The sequence below is a fragment of the Lacipirellula limnantheis genome (assembly GCF_007746075.1).
GTDB lineage: Bacteria > Planctomycetota > Planctomycetia > Pirellulales > Lacipirellulaceae > Lacipirellula > Lacipirellula limnantheis.
Genome location: NZ_CP036339.1, coordinates 3,128,948 through 3,147,010, shown reverse-complemented (window position 1 = coordinate 3,147,010; position 18,063 = coordinate 3,128,948). Strand labels below are relative to the sequence as shown.

Genomic DNA, 18,063 nt, shown 5'->3' with positions numbered 1-18,063 from the left:
CAAGTTCTCGCCTTTCAAAACTCTATAGACCGTGGACGGGCTCAGGCAGACCGCGTCCTAGTCGACCATCCGCCAGACCAGTTCTCGATGGCCAATCCCCGCGACGCTTTAAGGGGTAGGTCTGCACCTCGCAATTCTCCTTGTCCGTCGCTTCATAAGCCTGCGCCGGCCGCAGCGGCACCTTGGGTCCGCTTCGATTCGATCGCTACTGTCCAGAGGTCGTCGTAACGCGGTGGTTTGGCGGCCGATAGGAGGAAGGCGTCGCAGGCGTACGGCGAGAAGAAAAAGTTCGTTTCCGCCATGTTTGGCATCGTGGGGGAAACGTCCTACAGGCCTTTATGGTCTGCCCGCTCGTCCCGATTACCAAGAATGAGGAAGACTCGGATTTTTGCAATCAACGCCCTATTAAGCCTGGCTGCCCGTCGCAAACGGCGCAAGCGCTCGGGCGTAGCCCGAGCTCGCAGAGCAGGTAAATCCAACCGTCGTTTGGACCGCTGAGGGTTAGCAAGCTATCCCGGAGGGGGCGTTAGACGATCAGCATCGGGCGGCCAACGCGCGAAGGTAATTGCTCAGCGGCGCAATGCCGGGCGACTTGGCATGGGGAAATATCGCGAACTATCTAGAAAGCGAGTCTGGGTTGCCGGCTGCATGAACCAACTCCCGCCTCCCGTTACCGCGGGCGTAGTTGCCCCCGATTGCATTTCCGATTGCAGCGTGTTGATTTGCGTCTCTTGGAGATTGACGGTCCGTTGCGCTTGCGAATTGAAGCGTTGCTGCTGGATCTGAGGTCGAACCAACGAGTAGTAGTTCGGAATACCCCCGTTGTCGAAGCGCGTTAAGTTGAGGTAAGGACTAATCGTTGGCGTCCTCGGCTGGTACCGCGCCACTTGAGCATGGCTGCAGTCGCTCTGGCATAGCTGCAGACCGCAGACGCACGCTGCTAGCAGCGTCAACCGTATTGGATCGCGAAATGACATCGTTCACTCCCCCTAAAAGCGGCGTGCCTCGCTTTCCACTAGTTCGGCCCGGAAAGCAGGAACACCTCACCAATCTCCATTCTGTTTTCGGTCGCGCTCCAGGTTAAAGCTCAAGGATTGGGCAAAGAACACCGAAAATCCTAATCATAGCGATTGCGTGGGGGTTGCCAACGCTCCTGTTCGCTGGCGCACGTTCGTACGTGCGAGAACGATTCACCGGAGTCTTCCGGAGGTTTCTGTGCCAACGACATTTCCGATGCTCTCCTTCGCACTCATCCGTCGAGTCGGATGCTCACTTGCAATTCTGCTCCTGTGCGGCGGCTGCAGAACAATCTATCCAGGGCGCGAGCCGGATGGGCCAAAGCCCTGCGTTTCTCCTGAAGTGCCACGTGAGCAAGCAAAGGTGACGCTGCCTGACTATATCATCGAGCCACCAGATATTCTCAGCATTGAAGGAATCAGCCTCGTACCTAAGAGCCCATACCAGCTGCGCGTCTACGATGTTGTGTCGATCGGTGCGGTCGGACTGCCAGAGGAAGAATCAATAAACGGCGAATATGCGGTGCAGCCCGATGGCTCAATTCAACTTGGGCCCTCGCTCGGATCCGTCCAAGCTCAGGGACAGACTAACGAGCAACTGCGGCAGCAGATTCTTGCGAAACTGCAGCAAGTTTACACGGCTCCTAAAGTCTTCGTTTCCCTGGTTCAAATGTCGGCGCAACAACAGATAACCGGGGAGCATCTCGTGGCACCGGATGGCAAGGTCAGCCTCGGCACTTATGGCCGAGTCCGCGTCGTCGGCCTAACGATGGAAGAAGCCCAGGCAGCGGTCCAGGCCCACCTCTCGCAGTTTCTCGAGCGACCGCAGATTTCGCTCGATGTGCTCGGATACAACAGTAAAGTCTATTACGTGGTGACGCAAGGCGCTGGCTTAGGCGACCAAGTCGCGATCTTGCCCGCTCGTGGAAACGAGACCGTCCTTGATGCCATCGGACAAATTCAGGGATTGCAGTCAAACTCATCAACCCGAATGTGGATCGCTCGCCCTGGACATAACGAGACCGGCGGAGATCAGATTCTCCCCGTCGACTGGATTGCCGTCACGCAACGCGGCGACGTTTCCACAAACTACCAAGTGCTTCCCGGCGACCGCATCTATGTTTCGGAGGACAAGCTGGTTGCATTGGATACCGCGATGGCCAAGATATTCTCGCCACTGGAGCGGCTTTTCGGCGTGACACTGCTTGGTACTCAGACCTCTCAACGCATAGTTTACTTTAAGCAATCAGCAATAAATGGCGGAAATAACAACATCACGCCATAGTGACTGCGCTGAGACATTACAAGGGGGGGCAGACCGCACGCGGTCTGTTTGGGTGTGCCATGCTCAAGTATCAGATGATTCTATGCATTTGCACCGTGCCGCTTCTCGGCGGGTGCAGCAGCGGCCTTTTTGCAAAGCGGCAGTCAGAAACCAACTGTCCTACGGACATCAGGCAAACCGTGCCTTGGTGCGCTGGCGAAGATGCCGTTTTCCGATGTCCCTGTCGGCCAGCGTACGCCTACTACGGGCATAAGCCGACATGCTGGCGAGTTTGGCCCACTTCTGGCGCTGAATGGCGAGATGCGAATTGCTGCACCGTCCCGGGCATGGAATACATGAGCCCAGAAGTACCGGTGGAAATCGGCGATCACATGAGAGACCATCTGGAAGGCCCAACCGTCAAGCCGCCGGAATCTCTTCCAGTTCCGTCCGCCAACCGCCCCGTCAACCCGAGGCAGCCTCCCCTAATCACATCATCCCAGCCGAATCCATTTCGAAAGTGACAGTTTAGGCAGGACGGCGGCGTCAACCGAGCGATGCACGATAGTAGGAAATTGAACGCCTGAGCCCCTCGTCGAAGTCGACAACCGGCTCGTAGGCGAGAAGTTCTCGGGCAAGTGATAGGTCCGCCAAACTCATTCGCACGTCCCCCCGCCGCGGCTCAACCATGATTGGTTCGACGTTCGTTCCGAGCGCCTTGTTGATAGACGCAACCAGGTTTAGGAGCGTGACTTGAACGCCGCAGGCGACGTTAATTACTCTGCCTACCGCGGTGGCAGAAGTCGCCGCGGCGAGATTGCCCTGCACAACGTTGTCTACGTAAGTGAAGTCTCGGGACTGCGAACCGTCGCCGTAAATCGTCGGGCGACCGCCGTTCAGCATGGTCGTCACAAACTTGGGAATGACTGCCGAATACTCGCTATGTGGATCCTGCCTCGGCCCGAAGACGTTGAAATAGCGAATGACGACCGTCGGTAGTCCGTAGCTTGCAGTGAATGCCTGGCAGTAGTACTCGCCGGTCAACTTGGCCACCGCATACGGCGAGAGGGGCCGCGGCAGGTCGACTTCGCGCTTCGACTGAAAGGGCTGATCGCCGTAGGCGCTACTCGATCCGGCATAGATGACGCGCGACACGCCATTGGCTCGCCCGGCCTCCAGCACGTTGAGCGTGCCTGTGGCGCACGCCGCGTGGGTTTCCAGAGGCGCTGCAATGCTGCGCGGCACCGAGGCGAGAGCCGCTTGATGAAACACGATCTGGACGCCAGTGCATGCCGTATGCACCGTATGGTGATCAAGCACGTCGCCCTGAATTAGTCTGTATCGCCCTTCCAGATGTCGCAAGTTCTCCATGCGGCCGGTGCTGAGGTTGTCGAGTACGACTACTTCGTCGCCTCGTTCAACGAGTGCCGTCGTTAGGTGCGAACCAATGAACCCAGCACCGCCGGTTACAAGGACTTTTGCCATCGAGATACCGTCTCCGCCACTTGAAATGTCTTTCTAGGCCTTAACGACTAACGCCTTGGTCGAATCTAAATTCCCCAGAGCGTTGCGCGTGTCAACGATCAGTTGGCTATTCGATGCAATAAAGCTGTAGTCGAACGCCCTATGGTCCGTGACGATGAGAACGCAATCCTGTTCTCCGAGAAACTCGTTCGATAGTTTGCTGCTTGCCATCTCTGGTGTCCTATGATGACGCATGCGCGGTAGCATGGGCACGTGCGGATCGCTGTAGGAGATTTTGGCGCCGCGCGCGGCCAGAAGCTCCATAATGCGAAATGAAGGGCTTTCACGGGGGTCATCAACGTCGCGTTTGTAGGCGATGCCCAGGATGCAGATCTTGCTGCCGTTCACCGGTTTTCTAGCATCGTTCAGTGCGAGTGCTACGCGTTCGACCACGTAGTCGGGCATGCTCGCATTCACTTCCCCTGCTAGTTCAATAAATCGAGTCGGTACGTCGTATTTGCGAGCGACCCAGCTGAGATAAAACGGGTCGATCGGAATGCAATGTCCTCCCAAGCCAGGACCGGGATAGAAGGCTTGAAATCCGAACGGTTTTGTCTTGGCGGCGTTAATCACCTCCCAGACATCGATGCCCAGGCGATCAAACACTTTCTTTAGTTCGTTAACGAGCGCAATGTTCACGGCACGGTATGTGTTTTCCAAGACCTTGCAGGCCTCAGCAACCTCGCACGACGACACCGGGACCACTTCACTGACCGCGTGTCGATAAAGCTCCTCCGCGAGCTTAGCGCTAGCTGAATCGTACCCGCCAATTACCTTCGGTATTCGGCCTGCCGAGAAGTCTGGGTTTCCCGGGTCTTCGCGTTCTGGGCTGTAAGCGAGGAAAAAGTCAGTTCCACACTTCAGCCCGCTTGCCGCCAGAATTGGCAACATCACGTCACGCGTAGTCCCTGGGTAAGTCGTGCTCTCCAAGACGACCAACTGTCCAGGGCGCAATCTCTTGGCGATCTCGTGGGCCGTTGATTCAACGTACGAAAGGTCGGGATCCCGACTGGGCGTGAGTGGCGTCGGTACGCAAATGAGGATGGCGTCGGGTTCGTCGAGCCTCGCCATGTCGGCAGTCACGCGGAGGGAGCCGTTCCCTGTGCACGTGGAAATCCACTCCGACTTCAGGTGGCCTATGTAGCTCTGCCCCGCCTCCAATTGGTGTATCTTCCCCTGATCGACGTCAAAACCCAGGATTCGGAATCCCCCCTCAATGAACGCCTTCGCCAGCGGCAGTCCGACATAACCAAGGCCGATGATGCCGACAATCGCGTGTTTCTCAGCAATTTTCTGGGCAAGATTCGTTTGCATTTGTAGGGTCTGAGTTCCAGGGTTGTGAGCTCCCTTCGCCGAGCGTTGCGTGCGGGATTAGCGAAGAACTCGCTCTGCTTCCAGGGGTTTTTGCTTACTGTGAACAGCTCTACATCGCTATAACGACGGTACCATGTGGCAAGAAGTGTTTCCACCGGAGTCGGGGCGATATGCTTCGGCAATCCACAAAATCGAGACACTCTGAGCTTCGTGTCGATCGTGCCGAGAGATCGGATTTGACGGGCGCGGTAGAATTGCGACTCGAACGCGGGATTCGATGACGAGCGCCGCCGCAGCCAGCAGGCTAAGCAATTCGGTGTAACGCCTTTAGCGCCCGTTTACTCATCTCTGATCACGCATCGGGAGAGTTTTGGCATGAATTCGACGAGAGTAGTACAACTGCACAACACCCGCCCGCCTTGGTGCGGCGAGGGCACAACATGAGATCTAACGAGCATCATTTACCGCGGAATGTTTTGCATCTAGCTTACGACGAATCTACTACTGATGAATTATCCATCTCGCAGCTATGGTCGGCGCTGCCGACGAACACGCCACACTCTACTGCTTTGCGTCTCACTTCTAGCACTGCGCGTGCCGCCCATTGCGGAAGCGGCCACTCTCGTGATTGATGCGGCCGTCCGTCACCAAACAATGGCGGGCTTTGGAGCCTCCGTTCGCGTCTTCGACGACCCGGGCGTATTTTTTGACACGCCGGCGGGTCGCGCCGCGCCCGTCATGACGACGGCCCAGCAAGATGAGATCCTCGACAGGCTGTATCGAGACCTTCGACTGTCGCGTGTGCGTCCCACTAGCCCCGACGCAACAGCTGGCGCGGGTATTGAAATCATCAATGATAACGACAATCCCTATATTACCGATCTCAGCCGGTTCAACTTCAACGGAGGAAGGTTGGATGCGCAGCTGGACTACTTCGCGCATGCGCGGACGCGAGGAGCCAACACACTATTTCTTTCTCCGACGGTTCGAGAAACATGGATGGCAACGTCGACGAGCAACGACGTCGCGGAGTACTCGGAGTGGCTGCTGGCGCAAGTAAGGCGGGCCAGGCAACTGGGAACTCCACTGCACTTTTTATCGGTGGCGAACAACTCGTCTGCAGTTAGTACACCCTTAAGCGGCGAGTTCATACGCGACGTGATCAAGAATCTTGGACCTCGCCTACAGGTTCAGGGCTTCGATGCGAGGTTCGTGCTTCCCATCGACCTCACGTCCGGCGAGGCGGCGTCCAGCTCGCAAATAGTCCTTGGCGATCCGGACGCGATTTCCTACGTGGGCGCCCTGGAAGCCCGTCTTGGAGGCCAATCGGTGTCTCGGATCTCGCAAGTGCAGGCCATCGCCAGCCAGTACCAGCTGCCGCTATGGCTCTCCGATTCATCAATCAGCGACTCAGGTAATGTTGCCACGGGAAACGACGCGAGCGAGTGGGCCTCCTATCTCCACGAAGCGGTCTCCGCGCACAACGTTAGCGCGGTCGACTACGCTAAAGGATTTGCAGGCATCCCCAATAGCGATGTTTCGGCGTTGATGACGCTTATAGCTTCTGAAGATGCGTATGCCGGTTATACCTTGAATAAATCCTATTTTGCGACCGGACAGTACTCGCGATTTGTTCTTCCCGGCGCGCAACGGATCGACGCCCAGTCGTCGGACGCAAACGTTGAATCGACGGCATATCTAAGCGCAGAGGGGCTCGTCGTAGTACTTATAAATAACAGCGACGTTAATCAGGAGGTTACGTTTGATCTGCGAGGAGTAGCCGCGGCGCGGTTTTCGAGAGTCCGTACGAGCCCGACTGAGAACTGGGCCACGTTGCCCGCCGTCCTGCCGGAACAGTCAGCCTTCAAGATTACGCTTCCCCCGCGCAGCATTGAGACGCTCTCGAGCGGACTGCTTGACATTGCAGCCGGCGACTTCGACGAGAACGGAAACGTGAATGCAGATGATCTGCTGGCATGGAAAGGCGGTTATGGTCGATCAATTGACGTGGCACATGCCGATGGCGACGCCAACGGCGATCTCGTCGTCGATGGAACTGACTTGCTCCAATGGCAACGTGATCTTGGTACGCAGAATATAGAAATGCAAGGAGACTTCAACGGAGTCGATGGCGTGAACGATGCGGATCTTTCCGTGTGGCGAGACGGCTTCGGCTTATTTGGCGTCGCGTCGGCTCGCCAGGGAGACGCGGACGGTGATCTTGACGTCGACGGGGCGGACTATTTGCTGTGGCAGCGCAATCTTTTGGTAGTTGGCCGAGATGAAGTTACTGGCATGCCCGTGCCTGAACCAATGTCTATTGCCATCTGCGTCTACGCACTATCGATCACCCGCCGGCCTAGGCACAGGCTAGAACGTCCGTTCACTGGATTGACGCCGGCTATGGCAGGCGGCTGACTCTTTGGCGGTACTTGGCGGCTACACTTTCGACTTGGGCGGCGCGTCTGGCGGGATGTTCCCAATTGCTAAATTTTGTTGCGGGCAGGTTCGGCCTGCCACCAAGGCTAGTTTCAGATTCGACTTAGGAAGGACACATCACAGGCCCGCAAGCGCCGCTTGCGGAAGCCAAACTGCCAAGATCGAATAAAGCTGGTAAGCAGCCTATCGACGCTGCTCAATCGGGTGTTGTCGGGCCACTTGCTTGGTCGTACTCGGTCGGCCATCTTATGACGGCGAGATGGATTGCGAGGTTGACGTCGATTTTCCGAGGTTCCACATCCAGTCGACTTCGAATGCAAGCGGAACGGTATGCTACGTTTGAAATAGCTACGGCTGGTTCCAAAGGTTCAGGACGCCGTACTCGTCCATAAACTCTTCATCTTTCACTTATCTTGCTCGTTGTCGCAGATACGGGCTGCCACGCTATTGCGCACCTTAGAGCAGCTGCAGATGTCGTCAATGGCGTTGGCAAGGAATTTGACATGTCTAGGTCGTTCTCAGATAAGCAGAAAACCACGAGGGGCGCTCGCTTTCAATTTGAGTTGCTCGAACCGCGGCAACTCTTTTCGGTCAATCCGTTGGCCCCGTCATCCCCCGACCTGCCTCCCATCGAGTCGAATAGCGCCGCTCCCCTCTTGGGAGAACAAGCCGATCAGGGACTGGCCAATTTTGCCTGGCTCCCAATGGTGTTCGCAGGACCCAATAAAGTTGTAGCAATATCGGATTCGTTATTGCTTACAGGCGAGGTCATCGTCGACGCAAATATCAATTTGTCGCTGACGTGGAGTAAGGTGTCTGGCCCCGGCAATGCAAGCTTTGGGAGTGCGTCCGGAGTGAGTACGTCTGTCAACTTTGATCAGGCGGGAACGTACGAGCTGTCAATAGCTGCGACGAACAACGGGATGACTAGTTCAGCTAGCTTGACAGTCACTGTTGTCGGACCAACGCCGCTCCCAGATTACGAGCGGTGGGTTCAAGACATGCTCACGTTTGGGCGGCAGCATGGAGAATGGCTGATTGCTCATCAAAATGACATTGCCCTCGATCCACCACTTGCGAGCACTTATTACGATGCGGCACGAGTTTTCTATCAGATTGCCGACTATACGGGGGACGCTACTTGGAACACTTACGCCGAAGCAGCCATTTCAGTTTACCGAGACCGCTATGCAGTTCCAAGAGGCGGAGTCGTGCCCGGATATTGGAATTTTACACGCGGCCTAGCGATGGACTACGAGCGAACGGGCAACATTGCTTCACGCGATGCAGTGATACTGTTGTCCACCAATGCCTCGTACGCCGCTGACTCAGCTCCACTGCCATGGACCGACAATTGCGATTTTAGTCGAGAAGTCGCATATGCGATGATGAGTTACCTTGACGCTGAGCGAGTGGGAGCTCCACGGCGCGCGAGGCTCGACGCCTTATCTGAGCAAGCATTGGGACACCTTGACCAGTGGTTCATTCAGGAGTCGGATCCTGACTATGCCCCATTTATGTTTGCATTAACTGCGGATGCACTTATGCAGTACTACGAACGAATCGATCAAGACCCCCGAATCATAGAAAAGTTGGCAATGGGTGCCGATTGGACCTGGCAAAATGCATGGCAGCCGGACAAAGACGCGTTCTACTACCGGGCTAATGACACTTCTGTGGCCGCTCCGGACCTTAATTTGCTGATAGCCCCAGTTTATGAATGGCTATACCACAAGACGGGCGAGGCCAAGTATCGGACTCAGGGCGATCAAATCTTTTCGGGTGGTGTGACAGGAGCGTGGCTCAGTGGAGCAAAGCAATTCAACCAAAACTATCGCGTTAGCTTTGATTTCATCGCGATGAGACTATCTCAGCATGCGTCACAAGTCAGGATGCCACAAAGTGGCATGACACAGCTCCGCGCGAGTACGAATGGCGATCTGAACTTTGTTTTTGCGCCAATCTACGATTCGTTCGTCACCGAATCTGACGTAGGGCTGCAGGAGGATTATCCACTCGAGGATTCGCTTTCCGTCGAGCCAGGCAACCAAACGGTGTCGGATTCGAAACAGGGGCAAGTGGCAACTTCGGAGCCGTCGGATTATTTTCGGAACGGAAACTCTTTAGCAACGGGGAAGACTCATTCAGCCACTGATCACGAATGGTCCGAATTAGCCGACTTTTTACTGAGTCGCGATCGCGTGATCTGGCATGGATTGGGGTGAATCGATGAACCAGTACCATATTGCTCCAAGTAGCTCGTGACAGGCGTATTGGGTTTTCAGGAGCCCGCTAGGGGAAGGCACGATCCAACGCCAAGACTCAGGTGGCCAGGCCCCTTGGTAATTGCAGGACGCGAGCGTCACGCGAATGCCCCGCCGCTCGAAGCACCTTGCAGCTCTCCGCATATGGGCCGCATCGGTTACCAGTACTATGTGGTCAGTGCCACTTGCCTCGAGCAGCCGAGCTGTCTCGGTACTGTTTTCGAGTGTGTTAGTCGATTCGGTTTCCTGCACAATGTCCACCACTTTGACGCCACATTCCGCGAGAAACGTGGCCATGAGTTGCGCCAGTGTCACTGCGTGACTGCTACCAGACTCGCGACCACCGGAGACGATGATAGTAAGTCGACTGTTCTGCTTATACAAGCGTGCTGCTTCGAGGCAACGCCTCAACGACGAGTCACCTAACTGCTCCAAGGGTTCTCCAGGTACTTTGGGCAATATCGAGCCCGCTAAGACCACGATCGTATCGCAGTTTTCTGGACAACTGAGAAGTGGCTTGGAATACCCCTCCAGACAAGTCAGCATCAAATTGCCCATGAGCGGCGTGCTCGCCGCCCATAGAGAAATCACTGAGACTAGTCCTAATGCCTGCAAATATCCGTATCGACGAGTGCCTCGTAGCGCCTGGATTTGCGCCGCGACTATGAAGATTAGGAACGACGTCATCGCCATGCATCACGCCAACCGCATTTATCGGCCTTAGCTTTGTCAACACTTGTCTATTGCAGAGGTTCGCAACAGATTAGTCACGAATGAATCACTGTGGGCAAAACGTTACTTTTGACACCGTAGAACAAGGACGTGTCCTGGCAGTTCGCATAGGTCCGTTATCCAGTCCAGCACATTAATCAGTGGACGAAATGGCCGGGGCACATAAGATTGAATTTGCCCCGGACGGGACAAGGAAAAGACTGATACACTTGAGAATTTCCGGGTCAGGCCTGCAAGTTGACTAGGTGAATTGCATCGATAGTACGTTGGATAATTTTCGTACCTTTCTACTCCCCGCCTCCCACCAAACCAGTTTAGATATGCATCCTTTAGCTGAATCGATTCGAGAAAACGTGATCCAGCACAAAAATAATGCCTGCGGTCCACGGTAAATCCCCAGAATACCCCGCCCGGTCGTAGTATTCGTTCTACAGTGTCGAAGAATACTGCTGGGCGACTCAAGTGCTCCAACACCATCGTTGCGTAGGCGACATCGATAGATTCCGCACGGATTGGCGATTCTTCCAGTATATGACGATGTACGACTCCGAAACGACCATTAACCTCGATATCGGGATCTGGCTCGACGCCAATAAACTGGCATGCTTCTCGCCCTATTTGATCTTGCAGTTCCTTATCGCCATCGAACCCATGACCGCAACCAATATCTAATACTGAAGCGGTGTGGCCCGCACGCCTGATCTCATTAACAACTAGATCACGAAAAATTGTGGCTCTCCACTCGCCAGATCGAAATCTAATGGCGCACCGAACTTGGTCAGGTTCGACTTTCGGAGTAGTTGACAATTCCATTTTTCCTTTACTTGACCTTATTTAATCGATTGGTTCGTTGGAGCACGTTCGGTCGGTTTAATTTGATTCCCCTCCTCCCTCCATTTAAGCGATCGAAATGAGAGTCGATACTGTTGGTTGAAGTGCTTCCCGCTCCACTCAGCAGAACCGTACCTTGCTCCTGCGGCGAATAAATCATCACCAATCGATCTGAACTTTTGGTCGCCCGTCTCTTTATAAAGCCAAAAATATGTAGGGGCGATTAACTGATTCAGGTCGGGCGCCGGGGTTGGTGAACCCGAGCCCGAAAGAGTTCGGTCCATGAGCCTGAAGGTGCCGTGCCCTAGTCGCTCAAGAGGGACCCACATTCTTTCCCCTGCCAGCGCCTCACCCGGGATTACTGTGGCTTCATCGTGTAACCAAGCGAATACGTCCAATAAGGCAGCATCTATGGAGGGCCAATGACGCTTTGGCCAGAGGCTATTCGGATCGCGCCCGTTCGCCACTTCCCAGTCTTGGTACTCTGCAAGTGCGTATCCCGAGAGGCCCATCATGAAGGGCGCGACTCGCCCCTGCGACGAGCCCTCAAAATCTTGGGTACGCCACTCCCACAAGTGATTTTCGACCATTTCCAAGAGCCACTGCGCCCTAGGCTTGCCGTCCTCCTCGACTGCACGGGGTAGCCCTGCCTTCTCAGCGATGACATTTGATTCCAGGGCATAGGCTACCTCGCGTGACAGTGCCTCTGAGAATCCTGACCGTTTGGTTGGCCCACGAGTTAGCCCTTCGATTTGCGAGTATGCTGGCTTTTCGCGTATCAGCTCGAGGTGCTCTAAAGTTGTATCACCGCCTTTCCGCAAATCTTCGTATAGCCCTTGTGCAAACCGTCGAAATCCTTGCGCCCCAAACTTGTTGGTCGCCAAGTACTCATCGCGGTAAACTTTCTCCGCATGGTTGGCATACGTGTACCAAGGCTCCTTGTCGCCGGTGTAGTCTGCTATCTGATAGAAAACCCACTCAGCGTCGTAGTACTGCGCACCAAGTCGCTCGTCGAAACTCCGCCCTGAGGCAGGATCTAAGAATTTCCCCCACTTGTGCCCAAAGCGAACCATTTTTAACTCCCACAGATCAAGATTCGGCGGAGCATCTGCATCCGCACGTAACGTAAGAGTTACCAGTACGGCGAAGGCACACCCTAAGCGCCAAATCAGTCTAATGAATCGTGGCAATGTTGCGATTCCCAATTTAACCCTCAATTCTTCGGCCGATCTCCAGCGAGATCATTATAGTTGACGGATTTCCAGGCATTCGCTTCTCGTCCGGAAATCCACACCCAAAATGCGACCCAGGCCGCGAAGTTGAGTAGCAAAAATGCGGCGGCCGCAGCAATCAGACGAACTCGTTTTGCTTGTCCGCTTAGCATCATAATGAGCGTGATGCCATACACGGCCGCTTGCGCCCAGAAAGCCCATCGATAAAACGGACCGTCAATTAAGGCACTGGACGCAAGAATCCCAAGTAGCGCCCAGGGAGCCACAAGCCGAAGCAATTTATGAGAAATAAACTGCCACCACAGCCGGTTCCTCCACGGATACACGGCTTCGGGCAACAGTGTCATAAGCTGAAAGTTGCCGCACAGAGTGCGGACTTTACGTCGAAATTCGTCCTTCGCATGCGACGGCAAGCGGTCATAGGCAATGGCGTCAGGTAGGTGAAGTACGCGAAATCCCTTCATGACGACCTTCAACGGCCAGTAAACGTCGTCCAGTATGGTCCCGGCTGGAACCGGCTCGAATAGCTCACTTCGTACCGCGCATATCGCTCCAGTCACCCCCGTCACGGAATCGTATAGAGATTCTTGATGCCGCAGCCATCTTTCGTATTTCCAGTACAAGCCAACTCCGCCAGCAATACCCTCTTGGCTCTCAAGAACTAACTCACCACTAACAGCCCCTACATTCGCATCACGAAAGCTCTCGACGAGCAGAGACAAGGCATCCGGCCTCCATCTCTGGCGTATGTCCGACAATACCAACACGTCATACTTTGCCTCAGCTGCACCGGTGGAAATAGCTGCGGCCTTTCCAATATTGCACGACAAATTTATGATTTTAATTCGCTCATCTGTAACCTTTTTATTTAGGTACTCGCCGATCCCACTCGGCGACGAACCAATACCATCAAGTACTACTATTATTTCGCCACGCATCTTCGAGTCGCTTAGTTGCTTACAAAGACACACAAGCTTTTCAAGTATTTTCTCTCGTTCTTGGTGTCCGGCGATAAGCACACTCACGCCAGCACACGCGGTACCGTCACAATTATGAGGTTTCGCTGCCAATCTTGCGCAGAAATAAATAGCGGCTGGGTATACGATATACGTATAAGCCACAGCAGTAACGCTCAGCCAGAATATCGTAGACAAACGACGCCTCTACCTAGTAGTTGCATTGACAAGATGATTAAGCAAGGATGGCAAGGCACCTTCACACATAGACGGGGCGTATTCATCTCGCCATCATTTTGGATGCAGTCATTCAGGACTTTAACTTACGCCTAACTTTTCCCCGCACATCGTAGCAATCTCTCATTCAATCAGTCATTTGGTACTTCGGTATGTGTGGTATCGCCGGGATTTTCAACATATCGGGTATGCCTATTGATCAAAGAATTCTTTGTGCGATGAGTGACGCATTAGTACACCGCGGCCCTGATGACTCTGGATATCACATCGACAATGGGCTCGGCCTCGCTCACAGGCGCCTCGCGATTATAGATTTGGCAGCTGGCAAACAGCCCATTTACAACGAATTTGGAACTGTATGCGTCGTTTTTAATGGAGAAATCTACAATTTCCACAAGCTCCGTGCCGAACTCGAAGGTTACGGTCATCGATTTTCAACTTCGACGGATACAGAGGTTATCGTCCACTCATGGGAACAATGGGGGGATGAGTGTGTTCAGCGCTTTCGCGGTATGTTCGCATTTGCATTGTGGGATTCAAAAAGTGAAACTCTCTTTCTCGCGCGAGATCGACTTGGCATAAAGCCCCTCTACTATGGTTGGCTATCTCCCGATGTGTTCGCATTTGCATCGGAGTTAAAATCACTTCGAAAACATCCCCATTTTCGCTCAGACATTAGCTGGCCAGCCGTCGAGGACTACTTCGCGTATGGCTTCGTTCCTGACCCCCACAGCATATATAGCCAAGTACGTAAACTTCCGCCGGCTCATCACCTACGAATTTCCAAATCAAGAGCAGACTCTCAGCCGGTCAAATACTGGGATGCCCAATTCGGCACATGCTCCGCTGAACTTAATGTAGCGTCGATTGCTGAGGAATTGGTTGACCGGCTACGCGAAGCTGTCAGCTCACACCTTGTCTCCGATGTACCGCTCGGGGCATTCCTATCGGGCGGAGTTGATTCTTCCGCAGTAGTTGCCCTTATGGCAGAGTTACACGACGCCAAACCGACGACGTGTTCGATTTCATTTGGTACACCTGAGTTCAACGAAGCCCAATATGCCGAGGAAGTCGCCAATCGCTACAAAACGATCCATCACGTGCGACAGGTTGAGCCAGAAGACCTGAGCCTATTGGACCGACTCGCGAGCATTTTCGACGAACCTTTTGCCGATAGTTCAGCAATTCCAACTTTTCGGCTCTGCGAAATAACAAGGCAATGGGTTACTGTCGCCCTCTCGGGCGATGGTGGGGACGAGAACTTTGCTGGCTACCGCGACCATCGGCTACACCGCAATAAGCAACGCTTACGCGCGCTGATGCCTAAATCTTTCCGTCGGGCCCTTTTTGGCAACCTTGCACGCATTTACCCGCCTTTGTATCAGGCACCCAGCTATCTTCGAGCACGAACGACTTTTCAAACTCTTGCTCTTGATGAAGTTGAAAGTTTTGCGCGAGGACGAATGATTGCGAGCCCCGAAGTCCGAAGCCAATTGTTCACGACATCCTTCAAATCTGAGCTTCAAGGCTACGATGCTACGGAAGTAATGCGTCGTCATGCGATCGATGCACCTGTTAGGGATCCACTCAGCTTGGCGCAATACCTCGACATGAAAGTTTACTTGCCCAGCGACATACTGACTAAAGTTGATCGCACTAGCATGGCGAATTCACTTGAGGTGCGTGTCCCGCTGCTTGATCACGAATTTGTTGAATGGACCGCTCAACTGCCATCGCACCTGAAATTGCGGAATGGAGTACCTAAGTTCATTCTTAAGAAAGCATTTGAATCGAGGCTCTCCAATACGACGCTCTACCGACCTAAAAAGGGATTTTCAATTCCGCTCGCTAATTGGCTGCGCGGCCCACTCAAGCAACGGCTGCTCGATTGCGTTGATAGCCCGCATATATTGGAATCTCGCATTTTCAACCATGGATCACTCAAACGTTTTACCACTGAGCATATCAATGGGTATCGTGACCACGGCCCACTCTTGTGGGCCCTAATGATGTTTGACGGCTTTTTGCGTGCTCACAATTCATAGAAGAACGCGTATCCAGTATTGTCAGTTCGATGATCGCAGTAGTTCATCGTAAATCGAGACGAACTCCTTAGCTCTACGTTGGGGTGAAAATCGCGGATGCAACGACCTTCTGGCATTAGCGCCAAACGTCGAAAGCTGATTTCCATCCGCAAGTGCCTGTTCAATTCGTCTAGCGAGGCCGCGATAGTCGCCCGGCTCAGCGATCCATCCATTCTCCCCTTCGCGAATGACTTCCGAAATAGCCCCTACCCTGGTACTAACAGCGGGAATTCCAAAAGACATCGCTTCCAACAGGACGTTAGGCAATCCCTCGCTCAATGACGGAATCATCAGCAAGTCAATCGCCTCATAGTACCCTTTCATCTCCTGCTGATACCCGGCCAAAGTGACGCGATCATCCAGGCCTAACTCGCACACACGAGCTTTAATCACACCGTACTCCTGCCCATCGCCGACAATCATTAATTGAAGCCGCGCTTGCGAACTAGTCGCTACTTCTGCGAACGCTTCGAGTCCGTCGAGTACTCCTTTTTCAGGGCTCAGCCGTCCGAACACTCCAATCACACATGCGGAAGCAGAAATTCCGTATCTCGCTCTGATTTCTGCACCGGTTTCTTGCCCCCCAATCTCTGTAGGATCAATTGCGTTGAGAATCAGACGAGTTGGTCGCTTCGTCCCTCGAAGTGACAGCAACTCTTGGAACAACGGCGGCGATACCGCTCCTGCAAAATCCGCGCGCCTGAGCATGAGTCGCTCAAGCGCATTATACATCCGGACTTTCCAGTCCTCGCAGGTCCATCCATGAGCCATTGCGAGCCAGGGCTTGCCAAGCGTCTGCGTAACGACCTGAGCGATCGCATGGGCCTTGTAACCATGGGATTGAACAATCGCAACGCCTTCGGATCGAACGATGTCCAGGGCATGAAGAACCGCTGAAGGGTCCCATTTGAATCGCTGGGGCAGCAATCGCAAGTCGCAACCGGCATCGCGCGCCATGTCGATAAACTGGGTACTCCGCGGCGATCGGTACTTAAAGTTAAACACTATGTACGAGTACTTGCCCGACGTCTCATGACGCAGAAACTGCAAGATGCCTTTGCCCGGACCGCCTAGAGTGGCCGTGTCTATAATAATCGCAATCTTTATGGGGGTAGTCACAGCCATGGTACTGTCGAGTAACTTATCCCCTATCGAATACTCTTCCATGCACATAGCCTTCGCAATCTACCGCGGCTCGGCTCATCAAGCAGGCGCAACTTGATGACGACCGCATTACATATTGAGTCCGAAGCCGTGACAATAGGCCCCAATGCCTAGAACACTCCGCAAATGTGCTGAATAAAGTTTTGAAGAGCAGGCTCTTGGTGACTCCATGCGAGAGTCTGATGTTTACTATACTCGCCTAAACACAACCTTGCATTTAGCAATCGAGATGCGTCATCTCTTAAAGACGAAAGCAGAACAAATGCTTCTTGAATTGACTCAGGATCTACTACAAAACCAATTTCGTGCTCACGCACTAATTCACCGAGCGCGGTTCCCTTAGCGAAAACTCCAGGAACTCCAAATAACTGCGACTCGAAGAACTTGTTTGAAATCGCATACTTTACGTTCGGTTCCGAAGAAGGATATACCGCCCAGACTAGATCAATATCTGCGTAAATGCGGCTTACGTCTGAGTATGAGTACGCGCCATGGAAAGTTATCGTGGACGTGTTCGCGAACCGACGCTCAAGTGCATTTCTGGCCGGACCATCACCATATATGTGGAACTCAGCGCCTAGCTTAGTGGATGCTTCAATGACGCTTACCAGCGTGCCCAAGTATCTGACATTGCCAATGAAAGCGACTCGCATTGGGTGGCAACGGTTTTTCTCTGGCGGGGAGCATGACGCAACTGCGTTAGGAAGATTCTCCAACCTCAGTATCGTGGAACACTTCTGAGTGTAAAACGGCTCGAAAAATCGTGACGAAAGTATTATGCCATGAAAGTTCTTTATTGCCCACGCCTCAATTAGTCTCTGCAGGCTAAAAAGCACTCTGCCCCCGCCGGGCATGTCCACCACATCGTACACGAGTCGAGACGTGCCAGTGGAAATCGTTCGCACCAGTACAGCCATGTCCCAAAAGCTACTGATGATTACATCAGGCTCAAAGGCGCGGATTTGCTCCAGAATAAATCTTCTGTACGCAAATAGCTTCCGTAATT

Annotated in this window: 13 protein-coding genes; 4 read left to right on the top strand and 9 right to left on the bottom strand. The window is 53.7% G+C overall.

From position 1 onward, the window contains the following. Positions 1-152 precede the first annotated feature (152 nt). Positions 153-302, bottom strand: coding sequence for a hypothetical protein (locus tag I41_RS27735; protein WP_210421181.1), 150 nt, complete (start codon positions 300-302; stop codon positions 153-155). A 931-nt stretch (positions 303-1,233) separates the two neighbouring features. Here I41_RS27735 and I41_RS12225 point away from each other — a divergent pair. Continuing rightward, positions 1,234-2,301: a polysaccharide biosynthesis/export family protein gene (locus tag I41_RS12225; protein WP_145432958.1), complete on the top strand. Its 1,068-nt coding sequence runs from the start codon at positions 1,234-1,236 to the stop codon at positions 2,299-2,301. Between the two features lie 525 nt (positions 2,302-2,826). On the opposite strand, the gene I41_RS12220 is transcribed toward I41_RS12225, so the two are convergent. Then, positions 2,827-3,765 (bottom strand): SDR family oxidoreductase, encoded by a 939-nt coding sequence (locus I41_RS12220; protein ID WP_145432957.1) that lies wholly within the window; start codon positions 3,763-3,765, stop codon positions 2,827-2,829. A gap of 33 nt (positions 3,766-3,798) precedes the next feature. After that, positions 3,799-5,118: a nucleotide sugar dehydrogenase gene (locus I41_RS12215; RefSeq protein WP_145432956.1), complete on the bottom strand. Its 1,320-nt coding sequence runs from the start codon at positions 5,116-5,118 to the stop codon at positions 3,799-3,801. Between the two features lie 624 nt (positions 5,119-5,742). On the opposite strand from I41_RS12215, the gene I41_RS12210 reads away from it, so the two are divergent. Further along, entirely contained in the window at positions 5,743-7,536 is a 1,794-nt protein-coding gene (locus I41_RS12210; RefSeq protein ID WP_168206851.1) for a glycoside hydrolase family 30 beta sandwich domain-containing protein, read from the top strand. Positions 7,537-7,970: 434 nt separating this feature from the next. Next, on the top strand, positions 7,971-9,782 hold the full coding sequence (locus tag I41_RS12205) for a PKD domain-containing protein (protein WP_168206850.1): 1,812 nt from the start codon (positions 7,971-7,973) through the stop codon (positions 9,780-9,782). Here I41_RS12205 and I41_RS28575 read toward each other — a convergent pair. The 4 genes from I41_RS28575 to I41_RS12185 all read right to left on the bottom strand — a co-directional run bounded on the left by I41_RS28575 (position 9,741) and on the right by I41_RS12185 (position 13,770). Continuing rightward, the gene (locus I41_RS28575; RefSeq protein ID WP_391524843.1) at positions 9,741-10,367 is read right to left on the bottom strand and encodes a YdcF family protein; all 627 of its coding nucleotides are present in this window, start codon (positions 10,365-10,367) and stop codon (positions 9,741-9,743) included. The two genes, I41_RS12205 and I41_RS28575, sit on opposite strands and share 42 nt — an antisense overlap. A 249-nt stretch (positions 10,368-10,616) precedes the next feature. Further along, positions 10,617-11,366 (bottom strand): class I SAM-dependent methyltransferase, encoded by a 750-nt coding sequence (locus tag I41_RS28570; protein WP_145432952.1) that lies wholly within the window; start codon positions 11,364-11,366, stop codon positions 10,617-10,619. Between the two features lie 17 nt (positions 11,367-11,383). Then, on the bottom strand, positions 11,384-12,457 hold the full coding sequence (locus I41_RS12190) for a hypothetical protein (protein WP_145432951.1): 1,074 nt from the start codon (positions 12,455-12,457) through the stop codon (positions 11,384-11,386). A gap of 140 nt (positions 12,458-12,597) precedes the next feature. Further along, the gene (locus I41_RS12185; RefSeq protein WP_145432950.1) at positions 12,598-13,770 is read right to left on the bottom strand and encodes a glycosyltransferase; all 1,173 of its coding nucleotides are present in this window, start codon (positions 13,768-13,770) and stop codon (positions 12,598-12,600) included. Positions 13,771-13,961: 191 nt separating this feature from the next. Here I41_RS12185 and I41_RS12180 point away from each other — a divergent pair, with 191 nt between their 5' ends. Beyond that, complete coding sequence (locus I41_RS12180) at positions 13,962-15,854, top strand: XrtA/PEP-CTERM system amidotransferase (protein WP_145432949.1); 1,893 nt, start codon at positions 13,962-13,964, stop codon at positions 15,852-15,854. A 21-nt stretch (positions 15,855-15,875) separates the two neighbouring features. Here the strand turns inward: I41_RS12180 and I41_RS12175 are convergent, their stop codons facing one another. Continuing rightward, on the bottom strand, positions 15,876-17,060 hold the full coding sequence (locus tag I41_RS12175) for a glycosyltransferase (protein WP_168206848.1): 1,185 nt from the start codon (positions 17,058-17,060) through the stop codon (positions 15,876-15,878). Positions 17,061-17,167: 107 nt separating this feature from the next. Then, entirely contained in the window at positions 17,168-17,710 is a 543-nt protein-coding gene (locus I41_RS28565) for a glycosyltransferase (RefSeq protein ID WP_391524842.1), read from the bottom strand. Positions 17,711-18,063 lie beyond the last annotated feature (353 nt).

Excerpts from the sequence above, each read along its gene's own strand:
- I41_RS12190 (WP_145432951.1), bottom strand. The coding sequence starts at position 12,457 with ATGGTTCGCTTTGGGCACAAGTGGGGGAAATTCTTAGATCCTGCCTCA.
- I41_RS28575 (WP_391524843.1), bottom strand. The coding sequence starts at position 10,367 with ATGCTGACTTGTCTGGAGGGGTATTCCAAGCCACTTCTCAGTTGTCCA.
- I41_RS12225 (WP_145432958.1), top strand. The coding sequence starts at position 1,234 with ATGCTCTCCTTCGCACTCATCCGTCGAGTCGGATGCTCACTTGCAATT.
- I41_RS12175 (WP_168206848.1), bottom strand. The coding sequence starts at position 17,060 with ATGGAAGAGTATTCGATAGGGGATAAGTTACTCGACAGTACCATGGCT.
- I41_RS27735 (WP_210421181.1), bottom strand. The coding sequence starts at position 302 with ATGGCGGAAACGAACTTTTTCTTCTCGCCGTACGCCTGCGACGCCTTC.
- I41_RS12220 (WP_145432957.1), bottom strand. The coding sequence starts at position 3,765 with ATGGCAAAAGTCCTTGTAACCGGCGGTGCTGGGTTCATTGGTTCGCAC.
- I41_RS12180 (WP_145432949.1), top strand. The coding sequence starts at position 13,962 with ATGTGTGGTATCGCCGGGATTTTCAACATATCGGGTATGCCTATTGAT.
- I41_RS12215 (WP_145432956.1), bottom strand. The coding sequence starts at position 5,118 with ATGCAAACGAATCTTGCCCAGAAAATTGCTGAGAAACACGCGATTGTC.
- I41_RS28565 (WP_391524842.1), bottom strand. The coding sequence starts at position 17,710 with ATGCGAGTCGCTTTCATTGGCAATGTCAGATACTTGGGCACGCTGGTA.
- I41_RS28570 (WP_145432952.1), bottom strand. The coding sequence starts at position 11,366 with ATGGAATTGTCAACTACTCCGAAAGTCGAACCTGACCAAGTTCGGTGC.